The sequence below is a fragment of the Xanthomarina sp. GH4-25 genome, assembly GCF_045363175.1.
Classification (GTDB): Bacteria; Bacteroidota; Bacteroidia; order Flavobacteriales; family Flavobacteriaceae; genus Xanthomarina.
Genome location: NZ_JBJFLO010000001.1, coordinates 296,148 through 311,759 on the forward strand (window position 1 = coordinate 296,148; position 15,612 = coordinate 311,759).

At 32.5% G+C, this 15,612-nt stretch carries 13 protein-coding genes; 4 read left to right on the top strand and 9 right to left on the bottom strand.

The features are described 5' to 3' along the window. Positions 1 to 58: 58 nt before the first annotated feature. Positions 59 to 4,099 (top strand): FG-GAP-like repeat-containing protein, encoded by a 4,041-nt coding sequence (locus tag ACI5KZ_RS01320; protein ID WP_406846657.1) that lies wholly within the window; start codon positions 59 to 61, stop codon positions 4,097 to 4,099. An 82-nt stretch (positions 4,100 to 4,181) separates the two neighbouring features. On the opposite strand, the gene ACI5KZ_RS01325 is transcribed toward ACI5KZ_RS01320, so the two are convergent. Continuing rightward, positions 4,182 to 4,688, bottom strand: coding sequence for a DUF3124 domain-containing protein (locus ACI5KZ_RS01325; RefSeq protein ID WP_406846658.1), 507 nt, complete (start codon positions 4,686 to 4,688; stop codon positions 4,182 to 4,184). Between the two features lie 115 nt (positions 4,689 to 4,803). On the opposite strand from ACI5KZ_RS01325, the gene ctlX reads away from it, so the two are divergent. After that, complete coding sequence (gene ctlX / locus ACI5KZ_RS01330; protein WP_406846659.1) at positions 4,804 to 5,739, top strand: citrulline utilization hydrolase CtlX; 936 nt, start codon at positions 4,804 to 4,806, stop codon at positions 5,737 to 5,739. On the opposite strand, the gene ACI5KZ_RS01335 is transcribed toward ctlX, so the two are convergent. Further along, positions 5,736 to 7,796 carry an ATP-binding protein gene (locus tag ACI5KZ_RS01335; RefSeq protein WP_406846660.1) on the bottom strand — a complete coding sequence of 687 codons (2,061 nt, stop codon included), beginning with the start codon at positions 7,794 to 7,796 and terminating at the stop codon, positions 5,736 to 5,738. The genes ctlX and ACI5KZ_RS01335 overlap by 4 nt on opposite strands. Before the next feature lie 451 nt (positions 7,797 to 8,247). Between ACI5KZ_RS01335 and argS the strand changes: the two genes are divergently transcribed. Continuing rightward, entirely contained in the window at positions 8,248 to 10,032 is a 1,785-nt protein-coding gene (argS, locus tag ACI5KZ_RS01340) for an arginine--tRNA ligase (protein WP_109307728.1), read from the top strand. A 44-nt stretch (positions 10,033 to 10,076) separates the two neighbouring features. After that, positions 10,077 to 10,469 carry a hypothetical protein gene (locus tag ACI5KZ_RS01345; protein WP_109307729.1) on the top strand — a complete coding sequence of 131 codons (393 nt, stop codon included), beginning with the start codon at positions 10,077 to 10,079 and terminating at the stop codon, positions 10,467 to 10,469. A 10-nt stretch (positions 10,470 to 10,479) separates the two neighbouring features. On the opposite strand, the gene ACI5KZ_RS01350 is transcribed toward ACI5KZ_RS01345, so the two are convergent. From ACI5KZ_RS01350 to trpD, 7 genes are all read right to left on the bottom strand, one after another. Then, a complete protein-coding gene (locus ACI5KZ_RS01350) occupies positions 10,480 to 10,935 on the bottom strand; it encodes a tRNA (cytidine(34)-2'-O)-methyltransferase (RefSeq protein WP_406846661.1) in 456 nt (151 codons plus the stop codon). Positions 10,936 to 10,966: 31 nt separating this feature from the next. Further along, a complete protein-coding gene (locus ACI5KZ_RS01355) occupies positions 10,967 to 11,194 on the bottom strand; it encodes a hypothetical protein (RefSeq protein WP_109307731.1) in 228 nt (75 codons plus the stop codon). Beyond that, on the bottom strand, positions 11,191 to 11,961 hold the full coding sequence (gene trpA / locus ACI5KZ_RS01360) for a tryptophan synthase subunit alpha (RefSeq protein WP_406846662.1): 771 nt from the start codon (positions 11,959 to 11,961) through the stop codon (positions 11,191 to 11,193). Before trpA ends, ACI5KZ_RS01355 begins: the two co-directional genes overlap by 4 nt. A 3-nt stretch (positions 11,962 to 11,964) precedes the next feature. Continuing rightward, positions 11,965 to 13,146 carry a tryptophan synthase subunit beta gene (gene trpB / locus ACI5KZ_RS01365; protein WP_406846663.1) on the bottom strand — a complete coding sequence of 394 codons (1,182 nt, stop codon included), beginning with the start codon at positions 13,144 to 13,146 and terminating at the stop codon, positions 11,965 to 11,967. Between the two features lie 65 nt (positions 13,147 to 13,211). Further along, positions 13,212 to 13,835, bottom strand: a complete 624-nt coding sequence (locus tag ACI5KZ_RS01370; RefSeq protein ID WP_406846812.1) for a phosphoribosylanthranilate isomerase — start codon at positions 13,833 to 13,835, stop codon at positions 13,212 to 13,214. Beyond that, a complete protein-coding gene (trpC, locus tag ACI5KZ_RS01375) occupies positions 13,835 to 14,617 on the bottom strand; it encodes an indole-3-glycerol phosphate synthase TrpC (RefSeq protein WP_406846664.1) in 783 nt (260 codons plus the stop codon). The genes ACI5KZ_RS01370 and trpC overlap by 1 nt, the downstream gene beginning before the upstream one ends. Next, the gene (trpD, locus tag ACI5KZ_RS01380) at positions 14,617 to 15,612 is read right to left on the bottom strand and encodes an anthranilate phosphoribosyltransferase (protein WP_406846665.1); all 996 of its coding nucleotides are present in this window, start codon (positions 15,610 to 15,612) and stop codon (positions 14,617 to 14,619) included. The genes trpC and trpD overlap by 1 nt, the downstream gene beginning before the upstream one ends.

Sequence of the window (15,612 nt, forward strand, 5' to 3'; positions counted from 1 at the left end):
AGATTAAATTCTTTAGAGTTGTAAAATATGCTTTCATTTATTGTAAAATAAATCAATTATGAAAACAAAATTACATTTAAATCTAATTAATAGCATTCTTATATTTATATGTTTTTCGTTGCAAGTAACTGCTCAAGTATTCGAAAGAGCAGAAGCTATTTCGGGCCTAGGTTCGATAGAACAAAACAATGGTGTAGCAGTTGCAGATTATAATGGAGATAACGCCATGGATATATTTGTAGTAGCTAAAGCTATAGATAGAAATGGTGTAGAAAGAACACACAGTAGACTCTACAGAAACAATAACGATGGTTCTTTTACCGATGTAACAGATGCCTCTGGATTAACAAATTTGTTAATTGAAGATTATAGTTTTGATGGTGTATTTTACGGCTTCGATGGTTTTAAAATTGGAGCTTATTGGGGAGATTATGATAATGATGGTCATCCAGATTTGTTTTTTACAAACACATTTAATGTATTATTATATAGAAATCTAGGAGATGGTACTTTCGAAGATGTAACTGTTGCTGCTGGTTTTAATTTAGCAACTTCTTGTCAATATACAGGAGCTACTTGGTTCGATTATAATAACGATAGTTATTTAGATATTTATATAAGCGATTGGGGAGGTTGTACTTCTAATTTGCTTTATAGAAATAATGGAAATGGAACATTTACCGATGTAACTGTAACTACAGGAATTCAAGAAACAACTGCACGTCAAAGTTTTGTTGGAATGCCATACGATTTTAATGGTGATGGATACCTAGATTTATATGTGTCTAACGATTTTGGATACAGAAATTATTTATACATGAACCAAGGTGGAACCAGTTTTGTTGAACAAGCTGCTATCATTGGATTAGATAATAATTTTGATGATATGGGAATCGCCATGGGAGACTATAATAACGATGGTGCTTTCGATTTTTATATTACAGGAATAGACGAAACTGCCTTATTTACTAACAATGGCGATAATACCTTTTTTGAAAATTCAGTCGTAAACAATGTCTTTGGAGCTGGTTGGGCTTGGGGAACTAAGTTTGCAGATTTCGATTTAGATGGAGATGATGATCTTTTTGTTACAAATGGATACATTTTTGAAGGTAGAAATGCTGAATATAATAAGTATTATAAAAACAATTATGTTGAAGGTTTAAATAACTTTACAGATGAATCTGTATCTTCTAATTTAAATGATTTAACTATAGGGATTGAAGCTCTAGATTTCGATTATGATAATGATGGAGATTTAGATATATATGTTACAAATACAGATACATATTCATATTTATATGAAAATAAAACTTTAAGTTTCGATCAGCCTAACGCCATCCATTATTTAAAAGTGTCGTTAGAAGGAACCGTTTCAAATAAAAGTGCAATTGGAACAGAATTAACAATTGTAACTAATAGTGGAACTTTTAAAAAATATTTTAATGGTGTTGGTTTCTTAGGTCAGAGTATCAAGCCTGTTATTTTTGGATTAAATGCTGAGACTGTAGTTACAGATTTAACAATAAAATGGCCATCAGGAACTGTAGAAACGTATAATAATATTACTGCAGATACACATGTAAAAGCAACAGAAGGTGTAGGTTTAGTAACACTTGCAGTATCACCGAGTGTTAAAGTATACGGTTGTACAGACCCACAGTCTTGTTCTTATAACCCAGCTGCAACCGTAAATGATAACTCTTGTACTTACTTAGCCTCAGATGTTATTACAGGAGCAACAACTTCCGGATTTTTGAAAACAGAAACTTATTCATATGCTCCAACTGGTGGAGGTACTTTGAATTGGCAAGTATCAGGAGGCGAATTGGTTTCAGGACAAGGAACGAATCAAATTACAGTTAAATGGGGAGTTAATGCTTCAGGAACAGTGTCTGTAAGCGAGCATAATGGCGTGTGTTCTAGCCCAACAATATCAGAAACAGTTACTATGGTGCTTTATCAAACACCAAATAATGTTTCTGTAGCTAGACTTTGGAATGAAGCTTTGCTTGAGGCTATTAGAAAAGATTTTGCCAGACCAACAGTACATGCAAGAAACTTGTTTCATACAAGTGTTGCCATGTATGATGTTTGGGCTATCTACGATCCAGTTGCAAGACCTTATTTAATGGGTAATCAAGTGCATGGATTTACTAGTGTTCTTGAAAGTTTTACATCCAATGAAAGTCTTGATGCCTCATTTAGAAAAGCTATAAGCTATGCTGCCTATAGATTGTTGACTTATAGATTTGCCAACTCTCCAGGAGCAACTGAATCTCAAGAAAGATTTGATTTATTAATGACTAAGATGAATTATAATAAAAATAATACATCTGTAGATTATCAATCTGGAGATCCAGCAGCTTTAGGGAACTATGTAGCACAAACTCTTATTGATTATGGATTAGTTGATGGTTCTAGAGAAGCTACAGGATTTGATAATGCTTATTACGAACCAATAAATCCGCCTTTAGCTCCTGCATTAGAAAGTAATACGATTCTATTTCCGAATAGATGGCAACCATTAAGCCTAGAAACATATATCGATCAAAGTGGAAATTTAATTGATGGAGATGTTATTCCATTTTTAGGTCCAGAATGGGGGAATGTAAATGCGTTTGCATTATCTGCTTCAGATAGAACTACTTTCCAAAGAGATGGTGATAATTATCTAGTTTATAAAGACCCTTCAGATCCTCCATATCTAGACAATACAGGTAATAGCGCTTCTAGTGATGCTTATAAATGGAACTTTGCCTTAGTGTCTATTTGGGGAGCTCATTTAGATCCAGCAGATGGTGAGCTTTGGGATATTTCACCTGCTTCAATAGGAAACATACCATTCTCATCTTTACCTACTAATTATTTACAATATCCAAATTTTTACGATGTTTTAAATGGTGGAGATATTAGTACAGGTAGAAACACAAATCCGGTTACAGGACAACCATATGCTCCACAAATGGTGCCTAGAGGCGACTATGCTAGAGTATTAGCAGAGTTCTGGGCAGATGGGCCAGATTCAGAAACACCTCCTGGTCACTGGTTTACACTTTTAAATCACGTGTCTGATCATCCACAATTTGTAAAACAATTTAACGGACAAGGAGCTGTATTAAGTCCCTTAGAGTGGGATGTAAAAACGTATTTCATCTTAGGTGGTGCAATGCATGATTCGGCAATTACAGCATGGGGAATAAAAGGTTGGTACGATTATATCAGACCGATATCTGCACTTCGTTATATGGCTGAAAAAGGGCAGAGTACGAATCAAGCTTTAAGTAATTACGACCCAGAAGGGATTCCTTTACAACCTGGTTTTATTGAGGTTGTAGAAACTGGAGATCCATTGGCTGGAGCTCTTGACCAACATGTTGGAAAAATTAAAGTATATAGTTGGAAAGGACCAAGTTATATTAATAATCCTGCGACAGATCATGCTGGTGTCGATTGGATTTTGGCTGAAGATTGGTGGCCATATCAAAGACCTTCTTTTGTAACACCTCCATTTGCAGGTTATGTTTCTGGACATTCAACCTTTTCAAGAGCAGCTGCAGAAGTTATGACATTAATGACTGGAGATGAATATTTCCCAGGAGGAATGGGAGAGTTTAAGGCTAGAAAAAATGAATTTTTAGTATTTGAAGAAGGGCCTTCTGTAGATGTTACGTTACAATGGGCAACTTATAGAGATGCTTCAGACCAATGTAGTTTATCTAGAATTTGGGGAGGAATCCATCCACCTGCAGATGATATTCCTGGACGATTAATTGGAGAAGAAATTGGTACAGAAGCTTACGATTTTGCTATTCCTTATTTCACTAGTCCGACCATTGGTATTGAAGAATATGCGTTATCAAGCATCTTCCCAAATCCAGTAAATTCGGGAGAGGTTATTAATATCTCTAATGCAAACCCAGATACTAAATATGAGTTATTTGATGTTAGTGGAAGATATATCAAGATAACTCATACAGATTTTAACTATCAGAATGGGTCTGCAAGAGTAACTATACCTGCTTCTACATCTTCTGGTGTATATTTCTTAAGATGGAATGGATACACTAAAAAAATCATAGTTAAAAAAGGAAACTAATAATTTAAACATATTAATAAATACAAAAGAGATATAAACCTAGTTTATATCTCTTTTGTTTTATTGTAAAATGGAAAGGGAGTTATAATTTTATTCCTTGTGTTGTAAATGAAATACCTTGCTGACCAGAGGTAGAAATCATAACAGCATCAAAAACTGGTTCATGGCTGTTTGGTTTTAAAGCCCAATCAAACACAAAATTAGCTCCTGAACCACCATGAGAGTCTTTTTCATCTATAACTATTTCTATAGTTTCTAGAGGTTTTAAAAGAATCGGATTTTCAAAATATGTTCTTATTAAATCGCCTTTAGTGTTGTAATATGAGGCTTCTAGTAGATAAACAGGCTCAGTAACACTAACATTTCTTAAACTAACTGTTACTGTCAATGCAATGGTTCTGTGTTCTGTTATACTGTATATTTCAGAATAGACAGATAAATAACTTTTACCTTGAGCTAAACTGTCGTTTTTAGGTAGATTAACACTTCTGTTTTTCCAGTTAATTGGATTGATATCTTCGGTTCGATTGTTTTCTTGACATGATACAGATAGTAAACAAGTGAGCAAAAGAAGTAAAATGTATTTCATAACACAAAGGTTTTATTAATCATTTTTATGGTCGTTTAAATTTACAATTTTTATTGCTTTACACAATTACATTTCATTTTAATAAAGTAATTTTGCAATTCTAAAAATCAAATTTATGTTACAGACAACAAACACTATTTTAATGATTCGTCCAATTAATTTTAGGATGAATGAGCAAACGGCTGTCAATAATTTTTTTCAGGAAGATTTAGATATTAAAAACACTGAAATTAATGCAAAAGCACAAGAAGAGTTTGATGCTTTTGTTACTAAATTACGTGCTGTAGGTGTAAATGTGATTGTTGAAAATGATGATAAACTCATGGATACTCCAGACTCTATATTTCCAAATAACTGGGTGAGTTTTCATGAAAATGGTAATGTAGGATTGTATCCAATGTTTGCAGAAAACAGAAGAAAAGAACGCCGTGATGAGGTTTTTATTCGATTAGAGAAAGAAGGCTTTGTAATCAATAACATTATTGATTATACTAGTGCTGAAGAGGAAGGTGTATTTTTAGAAGGTACTGGAAGTTTGCTTTTAGATCGTGTAAATAGTAAAGCTTATTGTGCCTTATCTCCAAGAGCAGATGAAGATTTGTTTATTGAGTTCTGTGAAGATTTTGAATATACGCCAGTTATTTTTACAGCCTATCAAACAGTTGAAGATAAAAGAGAAGCTATATATCATACCAATGTGATGATGTGTTTGGCCGAAAACTTTGCAGTTATTTGTTTAGATTGTATTGATGATAAAAAAGAGCGTAAAAATGTATTAAAACATTTGAAAGAAGATGGTAAAGAAGTAATTGCTATTACGGAAGATCAAGTTGCTAATTTTGCTGGAAATATGCTTCAAGTTAGAGGAGAAAATAATAAAAGATATCTAATTATGAGTGAGGCTGCCTATACATCTTTAACAAAAGCACAAATACAAGCTATTGAAAAGCATTGCGATATTCTATCTAGTTCATTAGAAACAATTGAAACTTGTGGTGGAGGTAGTGCACGTTGTATGATGGCAGAAGTGTTCTTGCCAAAGAATGATTAATTCTGTGGGTTAGATTTTGGTAATTCAACATAAAACGTAGTACCTACATTTAAATCGCTTTCAACCCAAATTTTACCAAGATTTAACTCTACCAACTCTTTACAAATTGTGAGTCCTAAACCAGTACCTTTTTCATTTTTTGTACCAATGGTTGTGAAAGAGGTGTTTTTAAATAACTTTTCCTGATTTTCTTTAGAGATTCCAACTCCAGTATCAGAGATGCTAATAATTGATTTACCATTGCTAATATGATTAGCGATGGTAATTGTATCCCCTTCTTTACTAAATTTAATAGCATTGGTAAGTAGGTTTTGAATAATTATCTCGACCATACTTTTATCTGCATAGACAAAATCTCTCAATGTTTTATCTCTTAAAATAATGCCTTTCTTCTCCAGCTTTTGTTCCAGTAAATTCATTTTATCTTCAAACACTTCTTGTAAATCAAATAAACTAGGACTAGGTTCAAGAGACTGCATTTGAGACTTAGACCAGTTTAATAAGTTGAATAATAATAAGGACGCATTGTTAGCGTTTTCGCTTAATTCTGGAATTAAAGTTTTAAATTCTTCTTGTGTTAAAGAACCATCTTTTAATAAATCTATAAAACCTTTTATGGACGTTAATGAATCTTTTAAATCGTGAGAGACTATAGAAAACAACCTGTCTTTAACTTTATTAATATCTTCAAGATGTTTGGTTTGTTCGAGAATAGCTTCATTTTGAATCTCAATGCGTTTGTTTTTCTCTTCGAGTTCTCGTGTGTATTTTAAACGACTATTTCTTTTTAAATAGATAAGTATTAAAAAAGTTGAAAGAATTGCTACAGCACCTAATAATGCGTAAAAAATAATACGTAATCTATCGAATTCTTCCTGATTATTTGAAGACTCCGTTAATTGTTTAGATTTTAAAGAATTGTCAATAGCTTCTTCTGTTAACACATTGTCAATTAAATTAGTGTCTTCTGGTTCAGAATAAGTTTTTTTAGAAGCATTATTAATCTGGCTTTGTAATTGATAATATTCGCGTTGCCAAACAAAAGCTCTATCAAATCTTCTATTGGTTGAATCTAAAGCCTTCATTAAGCCAAAATTCTTTAATTGCTCTTCTTTATCATCAATTGTACTAGCTATTTCTCTTGCTTCATTTAATTGTATCTCAGCATACTTTAAAAAGTTTCTTTGTAAATTCAAACTTCCAAGATTATTTAATGAAACTAAAATACCATGTTTATTGTTTAAGTTTCTATTAAGTCTTAAACCTTCAATCAAATATTCCAACGACTTATCAAAATCTTTAAACTGTAGATATTCTCCACCTAATTTAGGGAGTATTTCACCTCTTAAAGAATCGCTGTCAATAGGAATAAACCTTAAAACCCTTTCGTAATAATCAATAGATTTCCTATGTTCTTTTCTAATTGAATATAATTCGGCTAATATTTTTAAAGCTTCAATAGAACCATCACCATTATTAATTTGTCTTTCAATTTCTAAGGTTTTAGAATAATACTCTATGGCTTTATCAATGTCGTTGATGCTATAATAAGCTTTTGCAAGACACTCGTATGCAGAACGTAACTCATATTTTAAATTTCGTTTTTCGAATTCTTTTAAAGCTAATAGAGAATATTGAAGTCCTTTATTATAATTTCCTCTTTTTATCTCGTTTAAACCAATGTTGTTATTAACTTTTGCAATATTTAATGTATCGTTTAAAATTATAAACAGCTCTTTAGCTTTTAAGAAATTATCCCTAGCATTGATATAATCGTCTTTATAAGCATATATTAATGCCTTGTAAAAGGTCATTTCAGCGACACCATCTTGATAGTTTAATTTATTCGATAGTTTTTCAGTTTGTGAAATATATTTTAAAGCCTTATTAAATTCCTTTTCATTATAAAGAGATTTAACAAGCAATAAGGATGTTTTTATTTTGGTAGTATCAGAATTTTGAAAAGCTAATTGTATGGTAAGACTATCTACTTCTTTGGTTTGGGAATAACCATTGAGCATAAGCATAAAAACGATAAAAGAAAATAGCTTCTTCATACATTTTTATTGCAGCAAAAGTATTAACTCATCAATTAGTTAGGTATTGGTGAGTTAGTTTAAAACTTTAAACTACAATATATTAGTTAGTTTAAGAAAACCCATAGACTGGGACAATTAATAGCATTACCTAACAAAAGTTGTAAAAAGATATTTTATACACTAATTTCTAGGTTTTAATACCAATAAATTAGATGAAATGTTGGTTAAAATTTTGAAGTAAAAATGGGTTATCGATGAAAGGCAAATAAGTAGGAAAAACGACACTTTTGTCGATGAAATGCACGTTTTGTTTTACATTATTTTTTTGTCTAAAGTATAATACTCTTTTCTGGAGGTGTCTTATCCTACTGAAGGCATTTTTGTTGAATCTAAAACTAATTTATACAACATTTTAAACAGCATACCTTTAATAAAAGTTTTATCTTTGCATCCTTAAAAACCATAGATTATGAGTCTTCAAGACATCTTATCAAAACACGTAATTGCTGCTGTAAAAGCTATTTATAATCAAGAACTACCAACGGTGGAGTTTCAGGCAACCAGAAAAGAATTTGCAGGAGATGTAACAGTTGTTATTTTTCCAATGCTTAGAACTGTTAAAGGGAACCCTGTTCAGATTGGAGAATCCATTGGTCAATATCTTGTTGAGCATGTTGAAGAAGTTATTGGGTTTAATGTAATTAAAGGTTTTTTAAATGTTGAAATAAGTGATAGCTTTTATTTAGACTTTTTTAATAAGGTTGTTCCTAATGGCACCTTTGGATTTGCAAAACCTAAACCTGCAGACAAAGCTATTATGGTTGAATATTCTTCACCAAACACAAATAAACCTTTACATCTTGGTCACGTTAGGAACAATTTATTAGGATACAGTGTTGCTGAAATTTTAAAAGCATCTGGTAAAAAAGTTTACAAAACTCAAATTGTAAACGATAGAGGGATTCATATTTGTAAAAGCATGTTGGCATGGGAACGTTTTGGTGAAAAAGAAACTCCCGAATCCTCAGGCCTTAAAGGCGATAAGTTAGTTGGTAATTATTATGTAAAATTTGATCAAGAATATAAAAAGGAAATTCAAAATTTAATTACTGAAGGGCAAACTGAAGAAGAAGCTAAAAAACATGCGCCTATATTAAAAGAAGCACAGCAAATGCTCTTAAAATGGGAAGCAGGAGATGATGATACTGTAGCGCTATGGAAAAAAATGAATCAATGGGTATATGATGGATTCGATACAACTTATAAAAACTTAGGTGTCGATTTCGATAAATTATATTACGAAAGCCAGACCTATTTATTAGGAAAAGAATTTGTAAGCGAAGGTTTAAAAACAGGTGTTTTCTTTAAAAAAGAAGATGGTTCAGTTTGGTGCGATTTAACAGATGAAGGATTAGATGAAAAAATTGTACTGCGAAGCGATGGCACAGCCGTTTATATGACGCAAGATATTGGAACAGCCATACAGCGTGTCAAAGATTATCCAGATGTAGGAGGTATGGTCTACACAGTTGGTAACGAACAGGAATATCATTTTCAAGTCTTGTTTTTAATTATAAAAAAATTAGGTTTCGAATGGGCTAAAAACTTATATCATTTAAGTTATGGTATGGTAGATTTGCCATCAGGTAAAATGAAGAGTCGTGAAGGAACCGTTGTTGATGCAGACGATTTAATTGAAGAAATGGCCAGCACAGCTGGAGATATTTCTCAAGAATTAGGAAAATTAGACGGTTATACTGAAGAAGAAAAACAAGAGTTATATCGTGTGATTGGTTTAGGCGCTTTAAAATATTACATCCTGAAGGTAGACCCAAAGAAGCGTATTTTATTCGATCCAAAAGAATCTATAGATTTTCAAGGGAATACAGGACCGTTTATTCAGTACACCTATGCTAGAATCCAATCCATTTTAAGAAAGGCTGATGTAGATGTAACTGTTGTATTAAATCCAAAGGATGTTTCATTGCATGAAAAAGAGAAAGAATTAATTAAACAAATTCAACTTTTTGTAGAAGTCATCCAAAATGCAGCAGACAATCATAGTCCAGCATTAATAGCAAACTATACGTACGATTTAGTAAAAGAATTTAACTCTTTCTACCAGAATGTATCCATTTTAGGAGCAGATACAGAAAACGAAAAACTATTAAGAATTCAACTGTCTCAAGTGGTGGCAAACATCATTAAAAATGCTTTTGGATTGTTAGGGATTCAAGTGCCTGAACGTATGTAATAATTTATTTGAAAAGATAATTTTTAATATATTAGGAGGTTGTGATGAAAATATTAAAGTTACCATATGGCAAAATTTTTATTCTTGAAGAAAATATAGCCGAAGTTATTATAGATGAGGGTGTTGTTATGGATGCCACAATGATAGACCATTACCATGAGGTTTTAAAGTCGAATTTAAAAGCACCGTTCTCGTTACTGGTGAATAAAAAACATTCTTATTCTTACGATTTTTATGCACAAAAAAACTTAGCGACCATTGGTGAAATTGTCTCTATGGCTGTTGTAGCGTATAATCAAGTAGCTAGTATGACAACAGAAATTCTAGATAAATTACCTAGAAAAAGTGCCTGGAATTTAAAAATATTTTCAGATAGAGAGGAAGCTTTAAAATGGATAGTACATGAGCAAAATAAAAATAAAGTCACTAAGAGTTAGAACGGATTTATTATCTACTATTTTGTTTTATACCTTCATATACAACTATGCTTACAGCATTAGCTAGATTTAAACTTCTTACATGTTCGCTAAATAAAGGGATTTTAAATAATTGATTTGAATGGCTTTCTGTAATGGATTTTGGTAAACCAACAGATTCTTTTCCAAAAACTAAAAAAAGATTGTCTTCAAACGTAATATCCCAATGGTTTTTTGTGCCATGACTAGATAAAAACACCATGTTCGCATTTTTATTAATTTGGAGAAATTCTTCAACATTTTCATAGTAATAAACATTTAAATGCTTCCAATAATCTAAACCTGCACGTTTTAATCGACTATCGCTAATTTCAAAACCAAAAGGTTTTACCAAATGCAAATTAGATCCTGAAGCTAATGCAAGACGCCCAATGTTTCCTGTATTGTTTGGTATTTCTGGTTCTATGAGTACAATGTTTATTGCCATGTTAACTTACCTCTAAAGTGGGAATATATTTTTAATTTATACTTTTTGTCTTGGTTAATTTTATAAAAATTAATCGTAAAAGTAGCGCAAATGGAAAACCATGTAAAATAATATCGAACCAATCCATAAATTGCATGCCATTAGCTCCACCTAAAACCCATTTTATCTTCCCAAGAATATGTGGTTCAGGGAAAAATGGAGCTAATCCTAATGTTAAACAAAGTAGAATTACAAACCTCCAGTCGTTTAGTACCTTCATGTTTTGTTAAGTATTGATTTTACAAAGCTATCTGTTTCTTTTACACCTTCTTTAGAAAGATGTTTTATAAAAGCACTTCCAATAATAGCTCCTTTCGCATAAGTAGTTGCTTGAGTAAAAGTTTCATTATTAGAAATTCCGAAGCCAATAATTTGAGGATTTTTAAGATTCATGTTTGAAATACGTTTAAAATAATTTGATTGCACTTCTCCAAAACCAGATTGACTTCCTGTAACACTAGCACTACTTACCATATATATAAATCCATTAGAAATAGAATCGATAAAATGGATGCGTTCAACTGAAGTTTGTGGTGTAATCAAGAACACATTAATCAAGCCAAATTTCTCAAATGTTGTTTTGTATTGCTCGTTATATACATCAACCGGTAAATCTGGGATAATGAGTCCGTCGATACCTATTTCAGCGCATTTTTTACAAAAAGCATCTATACCATACTGAAGCATTGGGTTAAAATACCCCATAATTATTAAAGGAATAGAAACAGATTTTCTAACATCTTTTAATTGGTCAAATAACACCTCGGTCGTCATGCCGTTTTTAAGAGCTTGGGTGGAACTTGCCTGAATGGTTGGGCCATCGGCAAGAGGATCGCTAAAAGGCAGGCCAATTTCTATCATATCAACACCACTTGCTTCTAAATTTTGAAGAATGGTTTCAGTATCATGAAGATTTGGATACCCAGCTGTAAAGTAAATAGATAATAACGCTTTGTTCTCCTGTAATTTTTTATTGATTCTATTCACAATTTATAATTTGAAATAGTTAATATATGTCTCTAAATCTTTATCGCCTCGACCAGATAAACTCAATACCACAACATCGTTTGGCTTAAATTTTTTCTGTTCAAAAACGGCTAATGCATGAGAACTTTCAATAGCAGGAATAATACCTTCTAGTTTGCAAAGTTCTAAACCAGCTTTCATAGCTTCATTATCTGTAATTGAGATAAATTGAGCACGACCAGACTTATATAAATGGGCATGCATGGGTCCAACTCCTGGATAATCTAAACCAGCCGAAATGGAATATGGTTCCGTTATTTGCCCATCTTTAGTTTGCATTAATAAGGTTTTACTTCCGTGTATAATACCTTCTTTTCCTAATACAGAAGTTGCAGCACTTTCGCCAGAATCAACACCAAGACCTGCAGCCTCAATAGCAATAAGTTTGACGTCTGAGTCTTCTAAATAATGATAATAAGCACCAGCAGCATTACTGCCACCTCCAACGCAAGCAATTACGTAATCTGGTTTGGTTTTGCCTTCTTGTTCTTGTAATTGCCACTGTATTTCTTCTGAAATGACTGCTTGAAATCGAGCCACCATATCTGGATATGGATGAGGTCCTACAACGCTCCCAATAATATAATGAGTGTCTACAGGGTTGTTAATCCAGTCCCTAATAGCTTCGTTTGTAGCATCTTTTAGTGTGCGACTTCCAGATAACGCAGGAACAACGGTTGCTCCTAACATCTTCATTCTGGCAACGTTTGGAGCCTGACGAGCTATATCAATTTCTCCCATATATACAATACACTCCAAGCCCATTAAGGCGCAAACGGTTGCAGTGGCGACTCCATGTTGTCCTGCTCCAGTTTCTGCAATAATGCGTTTTTTGCCTAAACGTTGTGCCATTAAAATCTGACCAATGGTATTATTGATTTTATGTGCTCCTGTATGGTTGAGGTCTTCTCTCTTTAAATAAATTTTTGTGTTGTACTTTTTACTTAAACGTTTGGCAAAATAGAGTGGTGAAGGCCTGCCAACATAGTCTTTTAAAAGCTGTTTAAACTCCTTTTGAAATTTGGGTTCAGCCATGACTTTTAAGTAGTTTTGACGTAGTTCTTCTACATTTGGGTACAGCATTTCTGGAATATATGCACCTCCAAATTCTCCGTAATATCCTTTCTCGTTGATGTTGTAACTCATAATTTTATGTTATCGAAATTACATCGAGAACTTTGTGAAACTTCTCAATACAAAGCTCTCGTTCCTTAAAGATCACTTAAGTTATTTTTAAATTCTTTTAATAATTGAATGTTTTTTAAACCAGATTCTATTTCAAATTGACTGTTTACGTCCAAAGCATCACAGTATTTTGATGCTTTACTTTTTTGAAAGCGCTTGAGGTCTTCTACTTGGTCTAAACCAATACCACCACTTAAAAAGAAAGGTTTTGTCGATGGATACTGCTCTAATACAGACCAGTTAAATGTGTACCCATTTCCACCTGGTAATTTTCCTTTGGTGTCAAATAGAAAGTAATCGCAAACGTCTTCGTAAGGTGTTAAAATTGAAAAATCAAAAGTATTTTTAATAGAAAATACTTTAATAACTTTTACTCCTGAAGATTTTAGCAACTGACATATTTCTGGAGATTCATGGCCATGTAACTGAATAATAGTTAATTTATGGGTTTCAATTTGACGTGAAATATATTCAACTTTTTCATCTACAAAAACACCTACTTTTTCTATTTTATCTAAAATTTCAGGGATGGTTCCTTCAAAATGTCTTGCAGATGGTTCATGAAAAATAAAGCCTAGATAATCTGGTTGCAACATGGCAACTTCAGTAATGTTATCCGGATATTTCATGCCACAGATTTTCAGTTTCATCATCTAATTTTTTTTATAAACGCTTCAGCACTTTTACCTGCATCTTCAGTTTTCATGAAATTTTCACCAATTAGAAATCCTTTATACCCATAAGGTTGCAGTTCTTTAATAGCTTCAATAGAACTGATGCCACTTTCAGATACTTTAATAAAGTCATTTGGAATAAGCTTGCTCAAAGCTTTGCTAATTTCTAAACTGACATCAAACGTCTTTAAATTTCTATTATTTACACCTAGCATATCTATACTTGGCATGATAGATTTATGTAACTCTTCTTCATTATGAACTTCTAAAAGCACATCTAAATTCAAGCTTTTTGCTAATTCAGAAAATAGTTTTATTTCTGCTTTAGAAAGTATGGCTGCAATGAGTAAAATAACATCAGCACCATAAGCTTTAGCTTCAATAATTTGATAGGCATCAATAATAAATTCTTTTCTAAGCAGTGGTAAATTACAACTAGCACGAGCCGTTAATAAATCGTCTAAAGAACCTCCAAAATATTTAGCGTCTGTAAGTACAGACATGCCACAAGCTCCAGCTTTTTCATAACCTCTAGCTACATCAAAAACATTTAAACTTTGATTGATAACCGATTTTGAAGGAGAACGACGTTTGTGTTCTGCTATAATTCCAGTTGTGCTGTTTTTTAGCTTTTTAGCTAACGAAATGGTTTGTCTATTAAATAAAACCGATTGCTCTAATTGCGTTATAGGAATCAGTTGCTTTCTATAATTGACTTCAATGCGTTTATCTGCTATTATTTTATCTAATATGTTCATTAATTCTTGCTTAATTTCACTAGGGTTTTAAAGCTATTTAGAGCTTTTCCTCCCAAAAGGGATTCTTTCGCTAATTCAAAACTTTCTTCAACAGATTTATTTGTAACAGTTGCAATTGCCATTGCTGCATTGGCACAAACCACATTGTTTTGTGCTTGCGTACCTTGACCTTTAAGTATATGAGTAAATATTTTTGCAGATGAAGCTATAGAATCGCCACCATGTATATTGCTTTGATTTAAAACTTCAACACCAAAATCTTCAGGGTTTATCATGTATTCTGAAGCATTTCTAATCACTTTTGTTGGACCAGTAAGTGAAATTTCATCATACCCATCGAGTGCATGTAAAATGGTGTAATTTTTATCTGTGTTTTGGTATAAATAGCCATACATACGTAATAACTCTAAATTAAAAACGCCAACCATTTGATGTTTTGGAAACGATGGATTGACCATTGGACCTAACATATTAAAAAAGGTTTTTATGCCTAAATCTCGTCTAATTGGAGCCACATTTTTCATGGCTGGATGAAATAAAGGTGCATGTAGTATACAAATACCTGCTTGATCTAAACTGCGTTTTAAAAAATCTGTATTGGAAGTGAATTTAACCCCTAAATGCTCCATAACATTAGATGATCCACATGCCGAAGACACGCCATAATTTCCGTGTTTTGCTACATGAACTCCTGAGCCAGCTGTTACAAATGATGCTAAAGTGGAAATATTAAAAGTGTCTTTTCCGTCACCTCCAGTTCCACATAAATCAACCGCATTATAATCTTTTAGATCTATGTGAACACACAATTCTAAAAGCGCATCCCTGAACCCGAATAATTCTTCAATTGTAATACTTCGCATCATAAAGACCGTTAAGAAAGAAGCTATCTGGCTTTGATTGTAATCTCCTTTAGAAATATTTACCAATACTTGTTTGGCTTCTTCGCTTGAGATGCTTTCTTGGTTTAGTAGTCTATTTAAAATATGTTTCAT

Bases quoted from the DNA above. Each gene is read 5' to 3' on its own strand.
- ACI5KZ_RS01345 (WP_109307729.1), top strand. From the start codon at position 10,077: ATGAAAATATTAAAGTTACCATATGGCAAAATTTTTATTCTTGAAGAA.
- trpB (WP_406846663.1), bottom strand. From the start codon at position 13,146: ATGAGTTACAACATCAACGAGAAAGGATATTACGGAGAATTTGGAGGT.
- ctlX (WP_406846659.1), top strand. From the start codon at position 4,804: ATGTTACAGACAACAAACACTATTTTAATGATTCGTCCAATTAATTTT.
- ACI5KZ_RS01325 (WP_406846658.1), bottom strand. From the start codon at position 4,688: ATGAAATACATTTTACTTCTTTTGCTCACTTGTTTACTATCTGTATCA.
- trpD (WP_406846665.1), bottom strand. From the start codon at position 15,612: ATGAAACATATTTTAAATAGACTACTAAACCAAGAAAGCATCTCAAGC.
- ACI5KZ_RS01350 (WP_406846661.1), bottom strand. From the start codon at position 10,935: ATGGCAATAAACATTGTACTCATAGAACCAGAAATACCAAACAATACA.
- argS (WP_109307728.1), top strand. From the start codon at position 8,248: ATGAGTCTTCAAGACATCTTATCAAAACACGTAATTGCTGCTGTAAAA.
- ACI5KZ_RS01335 (WP_406846660.1), bottom strand. From the start codon at position 7,796: ATGAAGAAGCTATTTTCTTTTATCGTTTTTATGCTTATGCTCAATGGT.
- ACI5KZ_RS01320 (WP_406846657.1), top strand. From the start codon at position 59: ATGAAAACAAAATTACATTTAAATCTAATTAATAGCATTCTTATATTT.
- ACI5KZ_RS01370 (WP_406846812.1), bottom strand. From the start codon at position 13,835: ATGAAACTGAAAATCTGTGGCATGAAATATCCGGATAACATTACTGAA.
- trpC (WP_406846664.1), bottom strand. From the start codon at position 14,617: ATGAACATATTAGATAAAATAATAGCAGATAAACGCATTGAAGTCAAT.
- ACI5KZ_RS01355 (WP_109307731.1), bottom strand. From the start codon at position 11,194: ATGAAGGTACTAAACGACTGGAGGTTTGTAATTCTACTTTGTTTAACA.